The sequence below is a fragment of the Borrelia persica No12 genome (genome assembly GCF_000500045.1).
Classification (GTDB): Bacteria; Spirochaetota; Spirochaetia; order Borreliales; family Borreliaceae; genus Borrelia; species Borrelia persica.
In genome coordinates this window covers 1-25,577 of sequence record NZ_AYOT01000131.1, presented here as the reverse complement: position 1 = coordinate 25,577, position 25,577 = coordinate 1, and the positions used below count along the sequence as shown (strand labels likewise).

The following is a 25,577-nucleotide window of genomic DNA, read 5'->3' as shown; positions in this document are numbered from 1 at the left end:
ACCAATAGCCTCACTAGCAGTCTTTGCTCCCCCAATTATCTTGTCAAGCGTCTCACTAACAAATTTATTAACCACACTCTCTACTCCCGCCGCATTCGGATTTCCTTCTCTTTTCATATCAGCAACAATTCTCTCAAGCTTATCCTTTGTCCCTTGCACAGTTTCCTGCACTGTATTAAAATATTTCCCAACATCCGATTTCTTAGAATTAACATTCAACCCTAATACACTCCCAACAATATCACCAAAAGAAGTAAAAACACCAATAAAATCATTTCCCAACTCTACCAAAGTCTCTAAAAAACTATTCCTATTCTCTAATCCCTCTTTTTCAGCCAACAACCCACTATTACATCCCATAACCAACACCATCAACACCAAACTAATTATCATTTCCCTTCTTCATAAGATAATTGACGAAACTAAGATTGCTACATTTAATATGAAACCATAAAAGGCCCTCTTAGTAAGACAGCCTTTTATTTCTATAATTTTATTATTATATACTAATTTTATTTTACCGGTTTTATTTAAGATTATTTCTTATCAGAAATAGCTAAAGGCTTTTCACTTGCAGTATTAAGTTTCATAGATTCTTTCACAGTTTTAAATCCTTCATCTACTGTCTTTCTTATTGCCATAGTTAGTGTATTTAGTGCCTTATTAACTGCACTTACAACTGTATTTTTTACTCCAGTATTATATTCAACAGCAGCTGCACTAGGACCAGCAAATTTACCATCTTTTGCCATCGCTCTTAATGCTATAGCTCCTGCTATAGTTGCATCTTTAGCATTAGCGGCAACAGCATTAACGGCATTATTATCTTTCACCATAGCCTTTAAGATGTCAGCACCAGTTACGGCTCCAACTGCCTTAGATGCATCAGCTGAAGCTTTTTTTGCATTAGCAGCATCACCAGCATTAGCTGAAGAAAACAACTTTCCTGCTTCATCATTACCACCATTGGCAGTTCTTGCAGTGCTACCATCACTAGCTTTCTTATCATCCCCAGCATCAGCTTTCCCCTTATCTTTAAGTACTACTTCTACAATTTTCTTAATTCCTTTAACTAATTTGTCAACATCAGCACCTGCAGCACCACCATTATTATCAGCAGCTACATTACCAATTGGATCACTCGCATCACCAATAGCCTCACTTACTGTCTTTGCTCCGTCAATCATCTTATTAAGTGTCTCACTAACAAATTTGCTTACTGCACTCTCTACCCCAGCCGCATTAGGATTTCCTTCATCCTTCATATCAGACACAATTTTTTCAAGGACAGTCTTAGTTGTAGTTAAGCTGTCTTCTATATTCTTAAAATAATTTCCAACATCCGATTTTTTTGACTCCGCTTTAAATCCTAATGCTCCAGAAACCATATCCCCAAAAGAAGTAAAAACATTCAAAAAATCATTCCCCAAATCAACTAAAGACTGTAAAAATTTATTCTTAGATTTCTCTTCTTCCAATACTCCACTATTACATCCCATAAGCACCATAACTAAACTAATTCCAATAATGCGTCTAATGCCTCTCATCTTCCCACTACCTCCTCTAATTTCTTCTTTATCTTTTATTCCTCTAATTCCACTCATCATAATTTTCCCTCCTTAACAACTCTTTAATTCCCCCCAATCTTTAAATCCTCTTATCTAAAGCTCCCTTCTCTTCCCTTTCCTCTCTAAGCTCATCTAAATAAGCCCTTCTACATAATCTCATCTAAATAAGCTCTCCTCACTAATCTCATCTTCCTTCTAAAAAAAGTTACTCAGAATACATACTTCCTTCTCTTCTTTTTCTTCTTTTATCATTCCTTCCTTCTTTTATCATTCCTTTCTTCTCTTTTTATAAGATTCCTTCTTTCTCTTCTTAACATTACTTCAACAGCAAAAATGAAATAAAAATGAATAAATGATATACCCTTAACCGCATCGTTAGCTTCACTAACCTTGCCATTGCCAGCAGCATTAAGATTAGCAACAGAAATAACTTTTTATAAAAAAATATTGAAATCACTTGACTTCAAAAGAAAACATCTACCCACCTATGCATCACAAAGCAAAAGAGAAATATTCCCTTTAAATAATTTTATTTACTAATTTTTATTGACAATGATCTATTGTTGTACACTAACCGCTACTTTTGCTGACTTATCCTCTTGTTTAATTGTAGCTTTTTAAAATTACTTGCAACTATTTTCTAATTTATTTAATAAATCAGTTAAAAATCAAAATTTCTGATAGTTTAACATTCCAATCTTTCACAACTTCAATAACAACATCAAGTTATAAATCCTTTCAAGTCTTTACTTCGCACCAGTTATCGCTCCAACTGATTTTGTTACATCATCAATAATTTCAATAAGTAACATCAAAAATTTTCCCGCATCATCATATAACCCCTTTTACCCCTATGTAACCAAAAGAACTAGATCAAAACAAAAGGAAAACAACTCTTATAAAAAGATGTGTTTTTCCTTAAATGATTTTATTTAATCATCTATTTCCTATCCAATTATTTTCCTTCAGATGTGTCCTTATCAAAAGTTACAGGAGTATAATTTGTATTTATTCTAATTGCTTCTTTAACTGTTTTAGTCCTGCGTAAACTGCTTTTCTTATTGCTACAGTTAATGTATCTAATGCCTTAATTACTGCACTTATTGCTTGCTCCTTTGATAGCAACAGCATTAGCACCACCATTAGGACCAGCAAATTTACCATTATTAGCCATTGCTCGCAACGCTCTATTCCTACAGCCACCACTGCATCCTTTTTACCATTAGCAGCATTAACATTACCACTATTGTGCTTAGCTAATGTAGCAGCATCATTAGACTTAACAATAACTTGCAAAATGTTAGCACCGATTACTGCTCCAACAGCCTTTACTGCATCAGCTACTGATTTTGTTACATCATCAGCATTACCAACATTACTATTAGCAAATAACATGCCCGCAGAAGTAACAGAACGATTACCAAGATCAACAGCCTTTTTAGCATCCCAAGCTTCAGGATTACCCTCATTTTTAAGTACTACATTTACAATCTCTCCAATTCCTTCGGTAAGAAACTTAACTGCATTTACCTAAAACCAACAGCTCCTACATCCTGACACAACATTAGCAATCAACTAGCACCCTTTGCATCAGCCTCACTTGCCTCCCTCAATGATTTTATCAAGTGTGTTAGGTAACAACAGTCTCTGTACTAGCAGCATTCAAATTCCCTTCACTTTTCATATCAGCAACAATTTTCTCAAGCTCATCCTTAGTCCTTTGCACAGTTTACTGAATTGTCTTAAAATCTATCTATTATATTGAATTTCTTCTTTTTCCATTTAATAGAAAAGAAGACAACCTAAACACATTTTCCAAGATTGCCTCCTACTCTCGATAAATTTATTATTTATATTTTTCCTTATTATTTATTTGGTTCTGAAGGTGATCCTTTTGAATCTCGTGCTTTATCTATTTTTCCTTTTACTTCCCCAATAACATTCTTTACTGCTTTCTTAATTATTTCTTCCACTGCTACCAATAACTTATTTACTGCACTGATTCCTACTTTTTGTACTTCTTCTTTTCCTCCTGCTTGACCATCTGCTGCTCCTGACGCTAGTTTTCCATTCTTAACTAATGAACGTAATGCTATACCTCCTGCTACTGCTGACGCTTTAGCAGCATTTTGAGCTAGGTTAGCATCTGATCCTCCTTTCGCAAAAGAAATTGCACTTGTATCTGCCTTTGCAGCCGCTCCTAGCACTGAATCATTTTCCCCTGATTTAATTATTGAGCTTAACATTTCTTCACCACTCACTGCTGTTAATATTATTGCCGCTTTAGATGCATCTGATGCTCCTGGTTTGTTACCTGTAGCCAATATTTTAGCTCCATCTTTATTATCTACTCCATTAATACTTAGTGTCGTAGCTCCTACTTCTAATGCTTTAACACCTGTATCTGTTGCTACTTTTACTATTTCTTTCAATGCATTATATGCCTTCTTTAATTCAGCCTCATCAACTGTTGTTCCCTGAGCATCAGTTGATGCCTCACCTACTACTTTGTCATCACCTACTTGCCCTAACAAGTCCAAATGTCCTTTTAATGTCCCTAAAACTTCCTTAGCTGTATCAATCGCTTCTCTAATGGGATTTTCCGATGAACCACTTTTGTCAACACCCGCTTCTGATGTTTTCGCTACTTCTTCTAACTCTTGTGACGCTTCTGCAAGCTTACCACCTAGACTGCCAAAATATCTCCCTACATCCTCCTTCTTTGTAGTCGTTTTTGCCGCAAATCCCAACACATCTGATACTAATTCTATAAATGCGTAAAAAGCATTCTCAGCACTCCTCCCAACTTCCATCATTGCACCACTTAATCCACTCCCAACGCCATTCTGTTTCCCTGGTTCCTGTTCTTGTTGTCCACATCCCATCATTCCCAAAATCATAATAATAAGCAAACTTCTCTTGACAATCGTCTTCATCTTCCCAATACCCCCTCTCATTTCTTCTTTAGTTTTTATTTCTCTAATTCCTCTCATCATAATTTTCCCTCCTTAACAACTCTTTAATTCCCCCCAATCTTTAAATCCTCTTATTTAAAGCTCCCTTCTCTTCCCTTTCCTCACTAGCTTATCTAAATAAGCTCTCCTCACTAATCTCATCTTCCTTCTAAAAAAAGTTACTCAGAATACATACTTCCTTCTCTTCTTTTTCTTCTTTTATCATTCCTTTCTTCTCTTTTTATAAGTTCCCTTCTCTCTTTTATTGAGTCTCTTTTATCTTTTTTATTGAGTCTCTTCTTCTCTTTCTATCAACTTTACTTCAACAGAAAAAACGAAAGAAAAATGAACGATACATAAATTGAAATTCTCTTATTAAACGCACAAATGAAAAATATTTCATAAGAGATACTAAAATGCCAAAAACGAAAACAATTCCCTCTCCTCCCCCACAAAGGAAAAAGCACTTTACTAAATTGACCCTATTTTGTAGCATAACTATTTACTTAATTTACTTAATAGCAGTAGATTAAATAGTTCCAACTTCTAAAGCATTAGTTCTATAAGTTTCAGAATATTTTATTCCTTTAACAGCTTCTCTAATTGCACCAAGCCAAAAATTTACTGCTTGCCTAATAAGCACACGTACAGCACTTGCAGCTATACTACTTGTACTACATCTATTAGCATTATAAGCACTAAGTTTACCATTCCCAGTCATGACCTTAAGAAATAATACTGCTATTAGAACTTAATTACTCGTTGCTCCAGGACCGTTAACAACAATACCACCAGCAACTAATGTTCCAGCATCATAATTGATAACAACGGCACTAACAAAAGGATTAGTTTCAAAATCTTTTAACTTATCAATCATTACCCCATGCATCTACTTTCCATATTTCATCTATTAGCTTGGCACTAGCTTTCTGGCTAGCAACATTATCGGCATGTCAATATAACAGGAACATTAGAAGCATTATCACCACCAATATTTCCTTTTTCAATTTTATCACCGTCCTTCACATAAGACTTCTCTAACGCTTCAATAATTGTGTTTACACCTGCAACAATAATCTTATATCACCAAGCAAAAAATTGTCTCTAATCACACCAGCTAATCTAGCTAAAGCACTAATTAACTGATCAAAAATTTCATTTGCTCCTTTAATTGCACCCTTAAAAGCTTAAATTGTGCTCTCTTCAACATTCTTTGAACTAGAAATTTCACCTGCTATCTCCTTTAAATTCCCATTAGTCCCTTCTAATCCTTTCTTTATATATTTACAGGATTACTTTAAAAACAAAACAAAAATAAAAAACAAAAATAAATAAATGAAACGCATTCATCAAATACAAACATGACAAATGAATGCCTAATAAAAATTATAAAAGAGATGTATTTAAATCATTCAAACTTAAAAAAAAACATTTTTCCCTATGCATCACAAAAACAGAAATATTCCTTTTAAATAAATTTATTTTATTTCACTGATTTTCATCGATGAACATTTATTGTTATCCACTAACTACTGCTTCCCCTAACTTGTTTTATTGTCTAATTATATAGTTAACGTTTATTGATATTTTTTAAATCATTACCAATAGTATTTCTCATTACTATTATTATGGTAATGAATATCTTATTTACTTCAATAGCAACTACAACATTTACTGCATCAATATATTTATACTAATATTTATACTCATTTTCTTAGCATAAAATTTACCATCCTTTGCCATTACTCTTAGAATATCTCTCTCCCCTGCAAAAACTGAGTCCTTTTAGTGTGATTAAATCCTTATAGCCTATTTAGATAGCCTATTTTTAGCTTCAGTAATTCCAAACCTCACTACTAAAAACCTAAATGAAGAACAACACAAGAGCAAAACAGAATATTAGCTACAACTTACAAGCCCAGATCCATTGTTACATCCCACTTATTGTTTTAGACAACTCATATATTGATTTAACTAAAATTTCAATTTCACCCATTGCTCCAAGCCAAATCTATTATTCTGAATTGAGCGCCAAGATTTTTTCCCTGTTTTATTCACTAAAAAAATTATCTACATCCATATTAAACATAAAGCTTTGTTTCTTTCATACAATCAAACCACTATCCTTTAAATCTGACAAATACTTCTTTATTCTACAATGCAATAACTTGAGATTAACTTGAGATCTTGATTCATTATGACTTTATAATACAACTGTCATCTTTTAAATTAGATTTAATAAATTCAAGAAATTCATTTACTTTCTTCAACTTTGGTTTTAAACTGCTCTTACTACATTTAACAACTTGTATAACACCACAAAACACCATTCCTAAAAATATATCAAGACAAATAGACAACAATAACACACAAACAAAATTATATTAAGATAACCATCTTTCACAACAACAACAGATCCATTCAACACATTTGCAACCTTAAATCGATTGCTATTTACAGCTGTATATAATCCAAACTCACATGCCTATGCCATAAATTCATAGATTGAATTACAAATGACTAACAATATAAACATTGCGACTTGAACCACAAGCTTTCTGAGCAAACAAAAAAATACAATATTTATTTATTAGATAACTTAATTGAATTCTCCTGACTATTAGTTTTCATATTAGTTTATTTTCCTCTACTTACATTTAGAAAGTCCTAGCATTTTGCTCTTTCAGCAAGAGTACTTTTTCATAAGCATTTAAAAAAGGTAAATACATTAACGTAGAGAGCATGATCAATATAATAGACCAAATAAGCGCTTTTAAATCAAGACCTGTAGCAATGAAACTTGCCAATACAGATGGTGTTGTCCAAGGAACCAAAATTCTAACTTTATCAATCATTCCTAAAGTTGTTAACAAATATGAAATAATGGTATTAATTAATGGAATCACAACAAAAGGAATACCTAAAATTGGATTCAAAACAATGGGTGCTCCAAAAGTTACAGGTTCATTGATATTAAAAATACCTGGAACAAAAGAAAGTCTACCAATAGCCCTTAAATGTTTAGCTTTACTTAACATCATAGCAATTACAAGACCAAGCGTAGCACCACTTCCACCGATATGTACAAACAAATCAAGAAATCCACCGGCTAAAATATGAGGCAAAGGTTGATTGTCTGACAAAGCTCTTGCATTAATCTCAAGATTTGTCAAAGTTATTGGATTCAATAAGGCACCAATAATCCCACCTCCATGAAGTCCACAAAACCAAAGCATATTAATAAGAAACACGATAATCAAAGTACCAAACAAAGTATCACTAACATATAAAACAGGTCTAAACACATTCATAATGATTTCGGGTAACAAACTCCCTGTTACACTTTGAACAAATATATTTATACTCTGTGCAATAACTGTAAGTAAAAAAACAGGTATTAAAGCTTCAAAGGATTTTATGACTGCAGGAGGAACGCTTTCTGGAAGTCTCACTATCATTTTTTTTTCTATTAAGAATCTATATACTTCAACTGAAAAAATTGAAACAACAATACCCGTAAATACACCTTGAGCACCAAGATATCTTGCATCAATAACAGGAAATAATCCTTCAGGAAGAATTGTCCATTTAGGCATATCTCCTCCATAAGATATTAAACCCGATTGTCCCCCTAAAATTAAAAATATAAAAAGAGAAATCAATCCTCCTGTAACACCACTAATTTTATAAAAGTTTGACAAACTATATCCAATCCCAAAAACCACAAAGATAACCATAATTCCCATGCTTACATAAAAGGGTTGCATAAGATTGTCTTTATATAGTGCCATTATATCAACATACCATTGTTGATATAAAAAATTATTGGTATCAGCAAACGGCAAATTAGTTAAAAGAAGAACAAAAGACCCAACTATTAAAAACGGCATTGAAAAAGCAAAACCATCTCTAACAGCAATTAAATATTTATTTGAAGCAATTTTACTAACTATAGGAATCAAGCAAATCTCAATAAATCCTTGCAATCTCATAAGAACCTCCAATATTATAATTATCAATTTTAATAATATACATATAAATACTATCATATCAATTTATAATTGAATATATTATCTATATAGATTAATTAAAATTAAATATTAATATTAAAAAATAATATTATTTGATATAATTAAATATCATCAAAAGAAATTATTAAACTAAAATAAAAAGAAGGATCTATTTAGAATGAATAAAAAAACATATTCAATTGAAAAATTAATAGATGACGTAATAATGCCTGTTATAGCATATTCTGGAGAAGCCAAAAGTTTTTTACGAGAAGCATTAGAACATGCAAAGATTGGCAACTATGATAAATCTAAAGAAATAATAGAAGAAAGTAAAAAATCTCTTGAAAAAGCACATGAGGCACATAGGCATGTAATACAATATTCAACAACGAATCCAGACAATATCAAAATACCATTTATTTTAATTCACGCAGAAGATCATTTAATGTCTACAATGTCTGAATTAAACATTTTTGAGGAATTGATAGGTCTTTATAAAATAACTAATGAATTTATAAAAAAGGAAAAAAAATGAAAATATTACTTGTATGTGGAGCAGGAATGTCCACAAGTATGCTAGAACAAAAGATGAAAAAGTATGTTGAAGTTAACAATATGAATGTAAAAATTGAATCTGTTGCCGCAATCAAATTTAATGAAACAGTTGGTAATTTTGATATTGTCTTATTAGCACCACAAGTCAGATTTATCAAAACAAGATTAGAAGAAATCGCCAAACCAAAAGACATTCCTATTGAATTAATAAATACAATTGATTACGGGACAATGAACGGAGAGAATGTAGTAAAATTTGCCATTAATGCGGCATCTAAATATATTTAATACAATTAATAAATATCTTATATAAAAAGGAGATTTACAATGAAAGAAATAGGAATATCAATATATCCTAATATAAGTTCCAAAAACAAAATTATTGAGTACATTGAAAAAAGTGCATCTCTAGGTTTCAGCAGAGTATTCACGTCTTTTCTTTATATTGAAGGTGATGAATTTAATACTTTTAAAGAAGTATTAGATGTAGCTAATAAGTACCAAATGAAACCTATTGTTGATGTTACTCCCAATGTCTTTAAAAAACTTGGTATTGATATGACAGATCTTAGGAACTGCTCTAAACTCGATTATTTTAAAAGACTCGGAGTATGGGCAATTAGACTTGATGACTCATTCTATGGTATTCAAGAATCCTTAATGACATTCAATGATTCTAATTTAAAAATAGAATTAAACATGAGCAGTATAAATAAACATATAGAGACAATAATGTTCTTTAAACCAAACAAAAAAAACTTATTGGGATGTCATAATTTTTATCCACATAAATACACAGGACTCCCAAGAGATTTTTTTAAAGAAACTACAAAAGTATTTAAGCAACATTCAGTACCTACAGCAGCATTTGTTAGTTCCTTGGTAGCAGAAGAATGCGCAAGAGGACTGGAAAAAGATGGTATTCCTACATTAGAAGAACATAGAAATAAAGACATCGAACTCCAAACCAAAGATCTATTTAAAGAAGGCATGGATGCAGTACTCATTTCAAATTGTTTTCCAAGTGATTTAGAACTAGAAAAGGTAGCTAAAGTAAATAGATACGTACTAGAATTAAAATCTTATCTAAATCCCAAAATAAACCCAGTAGAAAGAGAAATAATTTTAGATATGCTACATTTCAATAGAGGAGATATTACTCCCTACAGAATTAGATCAACCATGTCAAGAACATACTATAAGGATAAAAATTTCATAATACACTCTCCCGACGAAATAAAACGAGGCGATATACTAATAGACTCTTCAGAATATTTAGGATATTCAGGTGAGCTTCAAATAGCCTTAAAAGATACACCTAACAATGGGCTTGTTAATGTAGTTGGTAGGATACATGAAGAAGAATTATATTTTCTTGACGAAATGGAACCTTGGGAGAAGTTCAAAATTGTGGAAGCATAAATGACAAACTTAATATTACAGTAAATTGACATTTAAAAATTATTTTTCTATTAAAAATTAAAAATAGTTTAAAAACAGTTTACTTTTAAATAAATATTGCGTTATTATGAATATTAGATATTCATCTAAGGGAGTTTAATAAATGAAAAACACAGAGAACATAGAAAAACCAAAAAACACAGAAAAACCAACTTGCCATAACAAGCATCAACACAAATTAATAGTTTTAACATCAACAATAAATTATGTGAACTTAAACTTTGAACAATACACACAAAACAAAATACTTCACTACTTTAATAACAACTTAAAAAATAACGAACAAAAAGAAGTTAAAATTAAAACACTACAAAATTATCTCTACAAATTAGAAAAAGAACTAAAAGTAACAAATAATTATTATAAACACCTGGGCGTTAATATGGGAACTGAGGTTTACTATGAACTTAGATATTCCAAAAAAGAATGTTATCGCAAAATCAATAAGTATTTCAAGGACAAAAAAAATGCTAGATTTAAATCTCGTGTACAAAAAGAATTAAATCAACAAAAAATTAAAAATGGGAGTGTAGAATTAAAGGAATGTAATACTAATATATATAATAATAAAGAAGAAGAGAGACAAAAAATAGAAAAACTACAAACACAAGAAAAAAACCAAATAAAAAAATATGCAGAAAAATGCGATATCAAATATAACTTGCTTTCTTTAATTTTAAATCTAAATATTTGTAAAATTGATGCCATAGAAATATTTAAAGCAATAAAAAGAGATGAAAACCAAATGGAAAAAAAAACTCACAACAAAGCAAATATCGCAAAGAAAGCCACAAAAAAAATTCCAAGTAGGATTACAATAAAACAAGAAAAGCTGAATGAGGTCCTAAAAGACATAAAAACTAAACTAGAAAGTAAAGGATACGACAGAAAAATGTTAGAAGTACAAATAAAAAAAATATACGAAAAATACAAAAACAAACCGCATTTCATCATAGAAAACGAAAAATATGAGGACCTAAACAAAATAATAAACAAGCTCAAAAAGTCAATAAAATGTGTCAAAAAAGACTCAGAAGAAGAGAAAAAAAACACTAGAATCAACATATTTAGCATATTATTTGACCGATTTAAATATAAACTGGAAGTCAATTTCTTCGTACCAATACTGAGGGATTATCTAAACAAACAGGAAAAATTAGAATATAATAAGGTATTCAACGATCACTACTACAATGAAATATTAGAACTAATAAAAAATAAAAAGGATTCTCTTAACCTGGAAAAAAATGTCAATTAGGAAATGATTATGGAAAACATATTAGCACGTCTTAAAGAAAAAAAACTAGAAATTAAAGAAAAAAAAGACAAACTCATCTTTATTAAAATAGAAACTGATAATAACAGAAATCTATACCATACAAAAATAATGAATGATTTATTAGTATTTGGTGTTCATAAAAAACAAAAAAATAAATTTTTTATTGCCTTTAGAGAACTATTTGACCAGGAAAAAGCCAAAGCACTTAATCTATTTGCTCTAAAAGGCAATGACAGATTTCTAGGTATCTATTATGGATACAGTAAACCAATACAAAATGTTGTAAAACGGTATGAAGAAAATGGAACCATGAAAGTATCTACTTTTTCGAAAGTTTATTATATTGAATTTAGATTCAAAAGAGGAAGCGTTTTTTGTTATATCAAAGGAATTTCTCGTTTGTTAAAAAAAGAAAAAATCAACACTAAATATTACGAATCTTTAATTAAAAAACTTTCAGATCTAGAAAAAAGAGTATATAAATTTTACGAGAAAGAGTTGCCAGAAAGGGGGATTATAATTAAATGGATAGAAAAAAAACAGAAATAATAACTATCGCCTCAGTAAAGGGTGGTGTTGGGAAAAGTATGATAGCTACCATAGCTAGCTACATTATAAAAGAGATGAACAAGAAAGTGTTGCTAGTCGATCTAGATCCACAAAATAGTTTAACCAGCTATTTTTTGAAATACATAAGAAATATCAGTGAAAATAATATTTATCACCTTTTAAAGAGAGAACAAAGATACTCATTTGAGCAATTTGTAAACCAAATAAACGAAAATATTTCCATCATTCCATCTCACCCAATTTTGTGCAAATTTGACAAAGAAGACATTCTTTATAAAGAACTTATATTGGAATTTTACTTTGACAAAAATTTGTGCGAATATGATTTCGATTATGTAATAATTGATACCCCACCTAGTCTTAGCTCATTGACGTATAATGCTCTAAATGTTACAGACAAAGTAATAATTCCCATCCAAGCTGAAAGATGGGCTGTTGAATCCTTTCCTATCTTAATGGATGAAATCAGAGAAGTTGAAATGATCAGGAAAAAAAAGATCAGCATATCGATAATAGAGAATCAATTTATGAAAAACAGAAATACTTTCAAGGATATTGAAGAAATCTTACGCTCAGAATATAGTAATTTTATTAAAGGAAGAATTCACTTTTCTAACAGCATAAAAGTTCTTATCAACGAATTAAAAGAACCTAACAATAACGAAATATATTACAAAGAGATTAAAAATGCATTAAACAGCATACTGTAAAAAGTCTGCCGGCAGACTTTTAATAAAAATATCTTTATTAAAAATGATAGAAAGAGCTTAGGAGTATTAAATGGCAAGTTCAGGAAAAAGAGAAATCATTTTGAATGTCAGGAATTGCAGTACTCAAAAATTTGAAGACGAAGAACTTGAATATAGGAGTTATAAAGATCAATTACGTAGAATTATACTAAACAATATCGAAAATAAAATTAAAACAATGCAGATTTTATATCAAATAAGAGAAAAAAAACTTTATCTTATTGATGGTCATAAAAAATTTGAAGATTTTTTATCTAAATTTATAATATCTAGAAGTCAAGCTTTCTTGTATTTAAAGATTTACAAAAAGGTATTAGATGGAAGTGTGACAATAGAAGATATTAAACAAAAGGGATTTAAGAGTGTTTATAGGGAGATAATAAGCTTAACTGTAAATAAACAGCATTGCACAAAAAAAACGGCAAACCTTTTAAGTTTTCAGATCAAAAAAAAGGATACTTATGACTTTTATAAAAAAAATACTGACTTTGCAGAATTTTTATTGGATACAATTTTTTCAGATAACAAGATCTTGCTAAAGAAATTTTTGGAAGACTTTAAAAATTTAGAGAACAATTGACTATTTATAGAATTTATTTTTTTATTAAATTTCTTTAAATGTACAACATTTTATCAGTTGATTTTATTTTCAATTTGTTATATCATAATAAACGTTAGTAGTGCTGTTACGTTAGGACTACCTTTAGATGATCGGTTTTTAATAGCCTTTAGAGCTTAATTGAGCATTCTACTAAGGAAGAATTCTTAATTAAGCTTTAAGTCGTAGATTTTTAGCAACCTAATACCTCATTGCTTTTGACGTTGATGTTTCAATATAATTTATTATTATTGTTTATAAGGTTTATAAAATAAACCATGGGTGGAGTACTTGCTTACACTTTATTTTAAGAAAAAGTTATCTTTTTTGACTAATCTTATTAATTTCATTCTCTTTGAACCTTTATAGCTTATCTAGAATTTGAGTTGTCAATAGTTTTTATAAGAAGCATCGTAAATGTTGCTTGTAATAGGTTCATTTTTTTTAGTAATTTCTTTTTCCGAGGTGGTTTATTCCGCAATTAGTTGTTCTAATTGATAACTTTTGATATCTAATTGATAATAATTTTCTAATTTTTTAATTTGATATTATATGTAATTCTTGTATACCTTCTTTATCTTTGGATAAATCTTTTAAATGTTTATTGATTGATTTTATCTGTAAAATAATCTATATTTTGCTCAATAAAAGTATTGAGCTGGTTTTTTGTATGAAAATCGATCTCGTTTATATTTTTTTGCAATATTTTTATATATTTTGTCACCAATAAGGTGAATTGTTGGTTGATTTTTTGGCAAATGAAGATTGTAAATAATAGGATAAATGTCATTTTCGTTTGCTTGGTTTGATTCATAAGGTTGCATTTTCTCAATGGCAAATTTACCTTGGTCATTGGGTTTTACTCTTATTAACAGCGCATATTCTATCATTTTGTTATCTTTGTGAAGTTAGATTTGAGATACTTCTCATATCTTTCTGTAGTTTTATAGATACTTAAGATCAGAGTATACTGATGTCGTTATATAAGATGGTACATTTAAAGATGAATATGATGCTATGAAAGCCAAAAAATATGATATGTTATTGACCAATTTATTATTGGGACTTTAGATAAGATAGCAGAAGGAGCAAAGGAAGTAGCTGGTGGTGCTAGTGGTGATGGTAAGATCGGTGGGGCTCCTAGTACGGGACAAGCAGCAGTGGCTGCTGATGTAGCAAGTGTTAAAGCTATTGTTAAAGGGATAAAGGCTATTGTTGGCGTAGTTCTTAAAGATAATAAAGGTAGTGCAGATGCTAATAAGACAGGAGATGATAAAAAAGATATTGGAAAGTTATTTGTTGTTGATGGTGATAAAGCCGATGCAAAAGAAGAAAATGTTGCAAAGGCGTCAGCAAGCATTGGTGCAGTAACTGGAGCTGATATCTTGCAGGCTATAGTACAATCTAAGGAAAATCCTGCTGTAGATAGTACTAATGGAATTGAAAAGGCTAAAGATGCAGCAGAGATTGCGATTGCTCCGGCTGTTAGCAACAAGAAAGAAATTAAAGAGGATTCTGCAAAAAAAGATGCGATTATTGCAGCAGGTATTGCTTTAAGAGCCATGGCTAAGAATGGTAAATTTGCTACTAATAATAATGCTAAAGATGCTGATGCGGTAAATGGTGTTGCTGCTAGTGCAGTTGGTAAGGCACTTAGTACTCTAATAATTTCAATAAGAAATACTGTTGATAGTGGTTTAAAAACAATAAATGCAGCATTATCTACAGTTAAACAAGAAGATAAATCTTCAAATGATATCAAAACAGCAGAGGCAGGAGCTGGTAAACAATAAGTGGTTATTGATAGGAGATAAATATAAATAGAGTCATTCAAGGAAACACTTCTTTTTTTCTCTATTGGAAAACAGAGAAGATGTTTTCTTGTTCAATTAAGTGATGTATTAAATTTATTTTAATGTAAATTATATAAGAAAATAAGATTTGTTTTAAATATATCTATCAATCTAGATAATTTAAAAGAATTAATTTTTTTATTTTTAATACTGCCTAATTTTTGAAATATTCTTATTTTATTTTATGTTTACGGAATTTTTTCTTTTTTTTAGGATATGTGATCTATATTAGATAATATTATAGAAATATAAGTTAAAATGGAGGTTTAAATGAAAAAACCATTAGGTTTGTTGATGATGATGAATTTATTTGTAGGATGTGATGTTATAGCTGGGTTAAAAACATCGCTAGATGAAAATAAAGATGTTTTGCGAGACTCAGCAATAAAAATAATAGGACAAGATCCGGGACAAATAATAGACGGAGTTGGAAATGCTGCTTTAAAGATTGTAGAAACAGTTGATGGTGATATTATTGGTGTTGCTCAAGAATTTGGAAGTGCTGCTATTAGTGGTGTGAGTCAGGTTGCAGGTTCTGCTTTGAATTTTGTGAATGACGTGACTTCTGATGTTGTTAATGTTTTAAAGGTTGTTGGTGGTGTGTTAGGAGATTTTGTCATTGAGTCATCAGCTATTAAATTTGATGATAAAAGAAGTAAGATAAAAGAATATTTTGAGAAAGTAGAAAAGAGTTTAACAGATATTAAAAGTAAATTGGATAGTTCATCAAAAAGTATAGCTTCTGAACCTAATGTTTCTGGAGGTGATGGAGTTAGGGAAGTTGATGGGATTATTGAGAAATTGATTGCTGCTGTAAAGAAATTAGTTGGAGCTGTTGGTGATGATAATGTTGCTATTGGAGAGATTGGCAATAGCGCAACTAAGGCTTCTATAGTTTCTGATAAAGATAGTGTTCAAGCTATTATTAGTGGAATTAAAGAAATAGTTGATCTTGCCACAAAGTCTGGTGTAAAGATTGAAATAAAGGGAGATTGTGGAGATAAAGTTGAGGCTAAAACTAATACTAGTGCTGTTGCTGCTCTTAATGGTGGTCAAGGTGGTATCGGAGAGGGAGCTGGTTCTGCACTTGCTGATGTAGTATCTAAAACTGATGCGTTGGCAATGATTAACAAAATAAAGGATGCTACAGTTACACGTGAAAATATTAGTAGCAAGGCTGAGAATAATGCTGGAGAGTTAATTACTGGTTATACTAATGATAGTAAGGGAGCTGGAGCAAAAAGTGATGCAGACCTTGCCGCTGCTGTTGCACTAAAGGCAATGAGTAAGAGTGGTAGATTTAGTGTTCACAATAATGATACTATCGGTAGCGACGTTCAAAAAATTAAAGAGGCTGCAGCTGAGGCTGTTAACAAAGTATTGAATACACTTGGTTCAATTATTAGTCAGATAGTGAAAATTGAGATTGATAAGTTTAACAAAGCTATCAAGAAGTAAAATGATCTTGGGTTACTTAAGCTAAAATTTTTAGCATTTGCTATTAAATTTAGTGATGGGTAATTGAAGGTTGTAAAGAAATGTAAAATTATTTGGCAAGCGTTAATATAGAAAAGGGATCATAAACTAAGAATTCCTTTTCTATATGCCTTTCTTTATAAAAGATTGAATAAGTGTATTTAAGAGAAATAATTTAAAAAAAAACTTGATATATTGTTTTCAAGTATTCTGGCAGAATTGAAATAAAAAATATAAATAAGAAATATAAGTAAAAGTGTTAAAGAAATGTAATTGAAATAGGAAAAAAGTTAACAATTAATCCTTAGATTCTGAGTTTAAAATAAAATAACATGATTTTGTAAGTTCTGACTTTTGAGATATCCACAAATATGGATAAATGTTTATAGGTGATAATAATTTATTAGGTTATGTAAATGATGTTTCTGGTTCAGGAGTACAACCAGATTAGATTGAATTGAAGAAAGCCTTTATTAAGGAATTTACAGGAGATATAGTAAAATCAGCAATAAATAAAAGGTATTAAAGTGTTGGGGGCAGGTTCTATTATATTACAAGCAACAGGAAAAGCAGATAATAAATTGGTTACAATTGTTAATGGTTCAAGGGTAAATTATGCTGGTAAAGGCATCAGTGATACTGGCAATTGTAAGTGGTGAGGAGATTTTAGCATAAATAGTTGTGTCAGAAGAAAGTTATGCGTTTTAGGAGCTGGCTGTAATTGCAAAGACAAGAGTAATTTTTTTGCAAAAGGAGGATCAGATGCTTACGTAGTGGGTGTCAATACTTTAAACGCAACAGTAGCAAGGGAGAGATAGCTTTATGGTCATTGGTCTAACACAAGTAAATTAACATTAGGAGTATCGGATAATGTTACAGGAGGGGGAAGAGAAGTATAAGGGATAGGAGTAACTGCAGAAAATAAGCTATTAGTAGCAGTGGACGATATCATTAAGAGGATGCTAAAGAATGTTCTTGATAAAATAAAAGGGAAAATATAAAAAGCGAAAGGTCCACAAGAATCAGTTTCAGGGTCAAAGTAAGAAGTAATAAATTAAATTAGAGCATTTGTGAATATGAGTAAAAAGCAATCTTGGAGATATGCCTGAGTTGCCTTTTTTTTGTTCAATGAAAATGCCTAGAAAAGAGAGAAATAATAAGGTACATAGAAATAATGGGCTAATAAAAAGGATGAATAGAGTGATAAGGGTTGAGATATTGATTATGGGCTGTAATAGTGGAGTATTGGAAGAAGAGAAGACGAAGAATAAATTTTTACAGTCTTTGGTAGAATTGGGAAATGATTTTATTGGTGTTTTTACATCTTTTGGGGATATTGTTGGGAGTGTATTGGGATTAAATTTGGAGAGTAAGAAATCTGATGTTGGGAAATATTTTAAGAAAGTTCAGGATACTGTGCAAGGGACAAAGGATAAGCTTGAGAAGATTGTTGCTGACATGAAGAGAGAAGGGAATCCGAATGCGGTGGGGGAGTAGAGGGTGAAGTAAAGAAATTTGTTAGTGAGGTGCTTGATAAGATAATAGAGGGAGCAAAGACTGTTAGTGAGGCTATTGGTACTAAAGGTGATGAACTAATTGGTAATATTGCTACTGGTAATAATGGCGGTGCTGTTGGAACTGAAGTTGATAGTCTAATAAAAGGAATTAAGGGTATCGTAGGTTCAGTACTTAAAGAAGGCAATGCTGAGGCTGGTGATAACAAAAAGGCTGAAGATGGTAATGGTGCAAGGAATAATGACGGTGCATGTAAATTGTTTGACGGTAGTACTGGAGCTGCTGGGGATGATAAAAAAGCGGCAGCGGATGCAGCAAAAGCAGTTGGAGCCGTAACTGGTGCTGATATTTTAAAAGCTATGATTAAAGATAATGGTGATGCTGCTAAGTTAGCTAAGAATTCTGCTGGCATTGCTGCTTCCGGTGTTGCTGTTCCTAAAGATGCAGTTATGGCAGGAGGTATAGCGTTAAGATCGATGGCAAAAGGCGGTAAATTTGCTAATGGAAGTAATGCTGCTGATGCAAAGAAAATAATGGAGGGAGTAGCGTTAAGTGCAGTTACTAAGGTATTAGATACATTAACTATTGCAATAAGAACTACTATTGATAAAGGATGTAAGAATGTTAAGGAAGCTATGAAAATCAATAATCAGAATGAATGAGATGTGCGTAGCTAATTAATAGAGTCATTTAAGGGAAACACTTTTCTTTTTATTGAGGATAGTGGTTTTTCCTTTTTTTTCATTTTGGTGATATTAAAGATAAGGCGGTAATCTCAGTTAAGTTTTTTTAACTATTTTGATATTTATAGTATAAGAAGAAAGCAAGCAAAAAGTAAGAAAATAAAAAAAAGAAAAGAGATAATAATAATGAATTGTTGTTGATATCTTGTGGAAGTGATCGACTTTGAATTGAGAAATTGGCTGCTTAGTATGAAAATGCTTTTTTGTATTTAGTTATCAAAATGTCTTACTTGTGACCGTTCTCGTAAAGTAGTAAATCTAAAATCAGTATCAAAAATGCCAAAAATTTCCTGAAACCCTTGAGGTCAAATGTTATGTTTGATTGTTTGTATTTAACCGTGTAGAAAATGCAAATTGTGTGAATTTTCTGTGTTTGCTGGTTTTTTTTCGAAAGAAAAAGCTCATTTATTTGGACAATGATGAATTATTAATTAAGTTGTGTATTGTCTTTAAAGGATATTTTTAGCTTCTTAACTTGTCTGTTTTAAACTATACTTGTTCTGTTAAACAATTCATACTAGAGAGTAAAAAATCATCTACTCCACACGAATTGTCAATAATTTTAAGTGCTCAGGGAGATTTTTTTGCAAAACTGATATTAAAATTATAATTTTGTTTAAGTGTTTTTTTTAAACAAAGTTATAAAAATGTTTTGTTTTTTTTAAAATGCAATATATATTTTCTATTTTAAATATATACAATGTCTATTGTATATATAAATTATGTGAGAGGAGTTTTAAATGAAAAAACCATTAGGTTTATTAATTATTACTACTTCTTTATTTAGTGGATGTGATTTAGTAGATAAATTCATAGCCGAAAATAAAGATGTTTCTGGCAACAAAGATGCATTAATTTTTAATTCTATGACCAATAAAACTTTAAGCGATCAAGCAGTTCAATTGCCACAAGGAAAGAATAGTGGGATTGTTTCAAGTGTTGACGGTAAGGATGATGATCTTGCACCAGGATGGTATAAGATAAGTGGATTTGCTGGAGGTGGGCCTCTTAAAGGTGAAAAAGGAGAGACCGGTAGTGTAAGTAATTTAAGTGGATTTGGTAGAGGCAAAACTCTTAGAGGTATAGAAGAAGAAACACATAACTTTAGTGTTGATTTTTCTGAAGACTCTTTGTCTGGTATGAGTGGACAGAGTAATAGTTTGGTTAGTGAGGAGGAGTATTATTCAAATAACATTTATTTCTCTGAGGACTCTTACAACTCTATATCTGGTTTAAGTGGACAAAATAGTAGTAGTTTGATTAGTAGTGAAGAGGATTTTGATATAGAAATCAATCCTAATGATAAGAGAGGTAAAATAAAAGAATACTTTGGTAAATTAAAAAATAAGTTGGGAACTTTTAATAAAGGAATTAATAGTTCAAGTATTGATATCATGATAACTGCTGTAAATAAATTAGTTGATGCTACTGGTGATGATAATATTGGTGTTGGAGAAATTAGTGATAGTGCTACTAAGGCTTCTCAAATTTCTGATAGAAAAAGTGTTCAAGATATGATCGCAGGGATTAGAGAAATAGTTGAAATTGCAGGAAAATCTGGGGTAAAGATTGAAAATCAATATATTGTTGATACTCCTGTAGTTGCTACTAATAATGCTTCTGCTCCAGCTGCTCTTAATGGTGGTAGTGGTAGTAGTTTAAATGATGGTGGTTTTGGTGTAGGGGCTGGTTTTGCACTTGTTAAAGAAGTAGATAAAGCAAACGCATGGGCAATGCTTGATAAGATAAGAAACGCTAATGTGGCAAATGAAAGTATTAGTGGAAAGAGTTCTAATGATGCAGGAGAGTTAATTACTGGTTATACTAGTGATGATAAGGGTGCTAGTGCGAAAAGTAATGCAGACTTAGCGGCAGCTGTTGCATTGAAGGCAATGAGTAAGAGTGGTAAATTTTCAGCTTATAAGGACACCAATAATAATGATGATATTGCAAAAATTCAAGAAGCGGCAGCTAATGCTGTTAAAAAGGTGTTAAGTGTGCTTGATTCAATTATTACGCAAACATTGCAAAGAATAAGTAAATAAATCTTGAGATATTTGGGATTAAATTCTTATATAGAGGTACATAAAGATGAAAACTTATGTGAGAAGTGCTTGGATAAGCGCTTCTCATTTTTATAGGGGTATATGTATTCTTGAATCTTATTGGTAAAAAATAATAATAAAACTGATTTTAGAGATAAGGGAGTATATATTGGTTTTGTGCACTAAATGACCTACTAGGAATATTGGATTTAATAATAAGGAAAACAGTAAGTAGTAATCTAGAGAAAGTAAGAGAAGTTGTTAAGGGAATGAAATATTCTGAAAGTCCTGGCACAAATGCTTCAGAAACTGGAACTATTCAAACCCCTGCTATTAAATAAAGTGTCAGACTAAATAAAAAAGTCATTAAGGGAAACACTTTTCTTTTTATTGAGGAAAGTTGTTTTCCTTTTTTGTGTGTTGGTATTTTAAGTTGTTATTAAGGTTAGTAATAACTTTTTATTTTTGTGTATGTTATTTTTGAATATTCGGTGGTAAATGAGTTTTATTCATTTATCGTATGTTTGTTTGCTATGCATATTTTCATTCATTAATTTTTCTTTCATTTTTGTTTTTTAGGAGATCTTGAAAAAGTAGAGAAAGAGAGAAGGAAAAAAGGAGAATTAGAGGGATAATTATAATCAGTGTATTGATGGTTATGGGATGTAATGGTGGAGGAAAAGATCCATAGAAGGTATTTCTTGAGTTTTATAGCTAATTTAAGAAGGGGTTTATAGATATTTTTGTCACTTTTTTTGGGGGGGATATGGTGTCTGATGCGTTTGGAGTTAAGGCAGATACTAAGGGAAGCAATATAGGAAAGTATTTTAATGATATTGGGAAGACTATGATTTCAGTTAAGGAGAAGTTGCAAGTAGAAGTGGCACAGAATGGGAATTATGAAGAAGTTAAAATAGTTGTTGGGTAATATATCAGCACCACTTACTGCCCCTATTGATGCATTTATCGTTTGCTTCTTCTGCTTCTGTACTATTAGCTTTACCATCAAATAACTTACCTATTGACTTCTTTTCATTTGTTGCTGTCTTAGTTTTGCTTTTGAACTTTCCTTGTCCTTTAGAATGTCCTTTAGAACTGTTCTAACTAATTTCTTTATTCTCTTAACAGGTGTGTTAACACTTGCTTTTTGCCCCAGATAAGGCATTCTCATTGCGTTTAGCATTTCCTCGTTTCTTATAGCATCTTCACCCTCAACGCTTTGAGCTGTTTTTTTTACTCCTTCTGTAATCTTGTCTCAAGTTTCAGTAATAAATTGCAAGCTTATTGCCAAATCTGTTAATGTTGCTGGTGAGTTTGAGAAGAGGGTACTGTTGAGATTGTTGTTGCTAATAAAGAGGATAATAAATGAAACTAAGAATAAGGGAAAAAAGATGCAGTAATAGCAGGAGGAATAGCATTTAGGGCAATGGAAAAGATGTTAAATTTGCTGCTACAAATGAGTAAATCTGAGTATGCAGTGAATGGTGTATCACCAATTGCAGTAAATAAGACATTAAGTGTTCTAATAATAGCAATAAGGAGTACTGTTTATAGTGGTTTAGAGAAAGATAAATTAGACGAGAACTATAATTAAGCAAGAAGATCAGGCATCCGAATCCTCAGCTAGTGTACAACAATAAAAAATATCTATTTTAATTAATCGGCTTAATCTATTTTTTTGTTTTTTTATTGAGCACCCATTTATCGTACCTATTATTTATTCATTTTTCTTTCGTTTTTTCTGTTGGAGTAAAGTTGATAGAAAGAGAAGGAGAGACTTATAAAAGAAGAGAAGGGAACTTATAAAAAGAGAAGGAAGGAATGATAAGAGAAGGAAGGATGTATTCTGAGTAACTTTTTTTAGGAGTAAGGAGAGCTTATTTAGATGAGATTATGTAGAAGGGCTTATTTAGATGAGCTAGAGAGGAAAGGGAAGAGAAGGGAGCTTTAAATTGAGGATTTAAAGATTGGGGGGGGGTTTTTAAAGAGTTGATTAAGGAGGGAAAAAGTAGATGAGAGGAATTAGACAAATAAACGTTAATTATGATAAGAGAGGGGGTATTGGGAAGATGAGAGGGGGGGCGTTAGACGAGTTATTGGAATTAGTTTCCTTATTTTGATTATGGGATGTAATAGTGGAGTATTGGAAGAAGAGAAATCTAAGAGCAAATTTTTACAGTCTTTGGTAAATTTGGGAGATGATTTTATCAGTGTTTTTACGTTTTTTGGCGATATTGTTGGGAGTGTGTTGGGATTGAATGTGGAGAGTAAGAAATCGGATGTTGGGAAATATTTTAAGACTGTTCAGGATACTGTGCAAGGGACAAAGGATAAGCTTGTAAAGATTGTTGCTGATATGAAAAGGGAGGGAAATCCGAATGCGGCAGGAGTAGAGAGTGCAGTAAATAAATTAGTTAGTGAGACGCTTGATAAGATAATAGACGGAGCTAAGATTGTTAGTGAAGCTATTGGAACAGAAGGTACTGAACTAATTGGTAATGTTGCTACTACTAATGCTGGTGTTGTTGGTAATGTTGATAAATTGATTAATGGAATTAAAGTTATGGTAGAGGTAGTTCTTAAAGAAGGGAAACATGATGCTGGTACTGACAAAAAAGCTGATGGTCTTACTGCAAGGACTGCCAATGCTGCTGCTGGGAATGGTGAAGCAGGTAAATTATTTTCTGCTAACGCTGATACTGCTGAAAATGCCAAGAAGTCGGCAGCCGATGCAGCAAAGGCAGTTGGAGCAGTAACTGGAGCTGATATCTTGCAAGCTATGGTTAAAGCTGATAAAGCTGCCAAATTAGCTAAGAGTAATGATGGTAACGCTGGTGCTGCTCCCAAAGATGCGGAAGTAGCAGGTGGTATAGCTTTAAGAGCAATGGCTAAGGGTGGTAAATTTGCTGGTCCTACTGCTGAGAACGCTGATTATGCTACTGTTGTTAAAGGTGCGGCTGTTAGTGCTGTTGCTAAGACGTTAGATACTCTAACTGTTGTTATAAGACATACTATTGATTCAGGTTTTAAAGCCGTTAAAGAGGCTATGAAAATTAATGCTAATGACACTCCTGTAAGTGCTGATAATAGAACATCTGAACTTAAGAAATAATGAGAGTTAATAGAGGAATATACAAGTAAATAAAGTTATTTAAGGGAAGGCTTCTCTCTTGGTGCAGGAGAGTTGTGTTCCTTTTTTACATTTTAGTAGAGGTAATATGGTAATAACAATGAAGTTTCTGAATAAGTAATCCAAATGCTACTAAGATCAAAGATGACCAGCAAAAACAATAGCGATAATCAAGTAAACAAGAAGATAAGAAAGCAGAGTCAGTATCTAGTGGAGAGTAGGAAGTAGTAGCGGAGAATGTTTTTTATTCATTTTTAGGTTTAATGGCAGATACATTAGGATTTAGTGTGACTAAAGATGTTGGCAGAGAAAGAGGGATATTAAAGAAGAAGAATAGTTTTTTAGATTCTTTAGTTAAGATCGGGCAAGGATTTCAGGACATTTTTGGCGTTTTTGGGAATGTCATTGGTGATGCATTAGGATTTAATGTTGTTAAATCGGGGGATAAGAGAAGTAAAGTCGGAGAACATTTTAAGAAGATCGGAGAAGGACTTACAACAACTAAGAATAAGTTAAACGAGTTGGAAGTTAAAATATCTGAAGTTAAGAATGTTGATGGGAGCACAATTAAAATTGTTGAGGATGCGATTAAAGGAACAAATGATGTTTTTGATAAATTAATTGCGGCATTAGTTAAACTTACTGGTGTGATTAATGATGGTAGTCCAATTGGTGATGCTAATTCTGGTGGTGCTCCTGCATCAGCTGATAAGGATGGAGTTGAGGCAATTGTTGTAGAGGTAAAAAAATAATTGAGACTGCTACCCTTTTTAACCATTGCCTTAAGAGCTACCGCAGCTGCTAAGTCAGCATTAGTCTTTGCAGTACCATTATCATTCTGAGTATTACCACCAAGAGCATTTGCACCAGCAGCATCAACAGCATTCCCATCCATCTTAGCATTTTTAATCTTATCAATCATTGCCCATGGATCTGCTTTAGCTATTTCATCTGCTAATTTAGGACCAGCACCAGCATCAGCTTGAGCATTGTGAACCACTACCTTAATTCCATTGCCATTATCCACTTTAGCACCAGCATCACCAGTATTAATCTTTACACCAGACT

At 31.6% G+C, this 25,577-nt stretch carries 20 protein-coding genes and 9 pseudogenes; 18 read left to right on the top strand and 11 right to left on the bottom strand.

Annotated features, from left to right (window positions below):
• The 7 genes from U881_RS0102835 to celB form a co-directional block, all read right to left on the bottom strand.
• On the bottom strand, window positions 1-393 hold a 393-nt coding region (locus tag U881_RS0102835), incomplete at its 3' end, for a variable large family protein (RefSeq protein ID WP_038363523.1).
• A 143-nt stretch (window positions 394-536) separates the two neighbouring features.
• Window positions 537-1,547 carry a variable large family protein gene (locus U881_RS0102830; RefSeq protein ID WP_038363520.1) on the bottom strand — a complete coding sequence of 337 codons (1,011 nt, stop codon included), beginning with the start codon at window positions 1,545-1,547 and terminating at the stop codon, window positions 537-539.
• A 1,029-nt stretch (window positions 1,548-2,576) separates the two neighbouring features.
• Window positions 2,577-3,059, bottom strand: coding sequence for a variable large family protein (locus tag U881_RS11485; protein WP_235048122.1), 483 nt, complete (start codon window positions 3,057-3,059; stop codon window positions 2,577-2,579).
• 374 nt (window positions 3,060-3,433) lie between these two features.
• Window positions 3,434-4,525 carry a variable large family protein gene (locus tag U881_RS0102815; protein ID WP_024653159.1) on the bottom strand — a complete coding sequence of 364 codons (1,092 nt, stop codon included), beginning with the start codon at window positions 4,523-4,525 and terminating at the stop codon, window positions 3,434-3,436.
• A 526-nt stretch (window positions 4,526-5,051) separates the two neighbouring features.
• Window positions 5,052-5,243, bottom strand: coding sequence for a hypothetical protein (locus U881_RS0102810; protein ID WP_024653158.1), 192 nt, complete (start codon window positions 5,241-5,243; stop codon window positions 5,052-5,054).
• 30 nt (window positions 5,244-5,273) lie between these two features.
• Window positions 5,274-5,411, bottom strand: a complete 138-nt coding sequence (locus U881_RS12670) for a hypothetical protein (protein ID WP_160164779.1) — start codon at window positions 5,409-5,411, stop codon at window positions 5,274-5,276.
• 1,768 nt (window positions 5,412-7,179) lie between these two features.
• Window positions 7,180-8,514, bottom strand: coding sequence for a PTS cellobiose transporter subunit IIC (gene celB, locus U881_RS0102790; RefSeq protein WP_024653157.1), 1,335 nt, complete (start codon window positions 8,512-8,514; stop codon window positions 7,180-7,182).
• 196 nt (window positions 8,515-8,710) lie between these two features.
• Here celB and U881_RS0102785 point away from each other — a divergent pair, with 196 nt between their 5' ends.
• From U881_RS0102785 to U881_RS0102755, 7 genes are all read left to right on the top strand, one after another.
• Entirely contained in the window at window positions 8,711-9,070 is a 360-nt protein-coding gene (locus U881_RS0102785; protein WP_024653156.1) for a PTS lactose/cellobiose transporter subunit IIA, read from the top strand.
• Window positions 9,067-9,378, top strand: a complete 312-nt coding sequence (locus U881_RS0102780; RefSeq protein WP_024653155.1) for a PTS sugar transporter subunit IIB — start codon at window positions 9,067-9,069, stop codon at window positions 9,376-9,378. Before U881_RS0102785 ends, U881_RS0102780 begins: the two co-directional genes overlap by 4 nt.
• A gap of 39 nt (window positions 9,379-9,417) precedes the next feature.
• Window positions 9,418-10,512 carry a DUF871 domain-containing protein gene (locus U881_RS0102775; protein WP_024653154.1) on the top strand — a complete coding sequence of 365 codons (1,095 nt, stop codon included), beginning with the start codon at window positions 9,418-9,420 and terminating at the stop codon, window positions 10,510-10,512.
• 142 nt (window positions 10,513-10,654) lie between these two features.
• Window positions 10,655-11,809, top strand: a complete 1,155-nt coding sequence (locus U881_RS0102770; protein ID WP_024653153.1) for a plasmid maintenance protein — start codon at window positions 10,655-10,657, stop codon at window positions 11,807-11,809.
• A 9-nt stretch (window positions 11,810-11,818) separates the two neighbouring features.
• Complete coding sequence (locus U881_RS0102765) at window positions 11,819-12,379, top strand: DUF226 domain-containing protein (protein WP_024653152.1); 561 nt, start codon at window positions 11,819-11,821, stop codon at window positions 12,377-12,379.
• Window positions 12,355-13,110, top strand: a complete 756-nt coding sequence (locus U881_RS0102760; RefSeq protein ID WP_024653151.1) for a ParA family protein — start codon at window positions 12,355-12,357, stop codon at window positions 13,108-13,110. Before U881_RS0102765 ends, U881_RS0102760 begins: the two co-directional genes overlap by 25 nt.
• A 70-nt stretch (window positions 13,111-13,180) precedes the next feature.
• Window positions 13,181-13,729 carry a chromosome replication/partitioning protein gene (locus U881_RS0102755; RefSeq protein WP_024653150.1) on the top strand — a complete coding sequence of 183 codons (549 nt, stop codon included), beginning with the start codon at window positions 13,181-13,183 and terminating at the stop codon, window positions 13,727-13,729.
• A 659-nt stretch (window positions 13,730-14,388) separates the two neighbouring features.
• On the opposite strand, the gene U881_RS0102750 is transcribed toward U881_RS0102755, so the two are convergent.
• Window positions 14,389-14,637, bottom strand: a complete 249-nt coding sequence (locus U881_RS0102750) for a hypothetical protein (protein WP_024653149.1) — start codon at window positions 14,635-14,637, stop codon at window positions 14,389-14,391.
• A gap of 153 nt (window positions 14,638-14,790) precedes the next feature.
• On the opposite strand from U881_RS0102750, the pseudogene U881_RS12235 reads away from it, so the two are divergent.
• The 8 genes and pseudogenes from U881_RS12235 to U881_RS12660 form a co-directional block, all read left to right on the top strand.
• Window positions 14,791-15,540 (top strand): annotated as a pseudogene (locus tag U881_RS12235) (variable large family protein); the annotation flags it as partial.
• A 330-nt stretch (window positions 15,541-15,870) separates the two neighbouring features.
• Window positions 15,871-17,058 (top strand): variable large family protein, encoded by a 1,188-nt coding sequence (locus tag U881_RS0102740; RefSeq protein WP_024653147.1) that lies wholly within the window; start codon window positions 15,871-15,873, stop codon window positions 17,056-17,058.
• Window positions 17,059-17,603: 545 nt separating this feature from the next.
• The gene (locus U881_RS13515) at window positions 17,604-17,735 is read left to right on the top strand and encodes a hypothetical protein (protein WP_268744150.1); all 132 of its coding nucleotides are present in this window, start codon (window positions 17,604-17,606) and stop codon (window positions 17,733-17,735) included.
• Window positions 17,736-17,981: 246 nt separating this feature from the next.
• Window positions 17,982-18,077: pseudogene (locus U881_RS13225) on the top strand (hypothetical protein); the annotation flags it as partial.
• 190 nt (window positions 18,078-18,267) lie between these two features.
• A pseudogene (locus U881_RS10665) lies at window positions 18,268-19,253 on the top strand (variable large family protein).
• Window positions 19,254-20,074: 821 nt separating this feature from the next.
• Window positions 20,075-21,379: a variable large family protein gene (locus U881_RS11480; protein WP_024653146.1), complete on the top strand. Its 1,305-nt coding sequence runs from the start codon at window positions 20,075-20,077 to the stop codon at window positions 21,377-21,379.
• 179 nt (window positions 21,380-21,558) lie between these two features.
• A pseudogene (locus tag U881_RS12665) lies at window positions 21,559-21,720 on the top strand (variable large family protein); the annotation flags it as partial.
• Window positions 21,721-22,031: 311 nt separating this feature from the next.
• Window positions 22,032-22,301: pseudogene (locus U881_RS12660) on the top strand (variable large family protein); the annotation flags it as partial.
• A 3-nt stretch (window positions 22,302-22,304) separates the two neighbouring features.
• On the opposite strand, the pseudogene U881_RS13855 reads toward U881_RS12660, so the two are convergent.
• Window positions 22,305-22,431, bottom strand: a pseudogene (locus U881_RS13855) (variable large family protein); the annotation flags it as partial.
• Complete coding sequence (locus U881_RS12655; protein WP_160164777.1) at window positions 22,398-22,562, bottom strand: hypothetical protein; 165 nt, start codon at window positions 22,560-22,562, stop codon at window positions 22,398-22,400. The gene U881_RS12655 and the pseudogene U881_RS13855, both read right to left, overlap by 34 nt.
• Before the next feature lie 213 nt (window positions 22,563-22,775).
• Between U881_RS12655 and U881_RS12650 the strand changes: the two are divergent.
• The 3 genes and pseudogenes from U881_RS12650 to U881_RS10655 form a co-directional block, all read left to right on the top strand.
• A pseudogene (locus U881_RS12650) lies at window positions 22,776-22,973 on the top strand (variable large family protein); the annotation flags it as partial.
• Between the two features lie 528 nt (window positions 22,974-23,501).
• The gene (locus U881_RS0102690) at window positions 23,502-24,491 is read left to right on the top strand and encodes a variable large family protein (protein WP_051374033.1); all 990 of its coding nucleotides are present in this window, start codon (window positions 23,502-23,504) and stop codon (window positions 24,489-24,491) included.
• Window positions 24,492-24,772: 281 nt separating this feature from the next.
• Window positions 24,773-25,255: pseudogene (locus U881_RS10655) on the top strand (variable large family protein); the annotation flags it as partial.
• Between the two features lie 17 nt (window positions 25,256-25,272).
• Here U881_RS10655 and U881_RS11845 read toward each other — a convergent pair.
• Window positions 25,273-25,577 (bottom strand): annotated as a pseudogene (locus U881_RS11845) (variable large family protein); the annotation flags it as partial.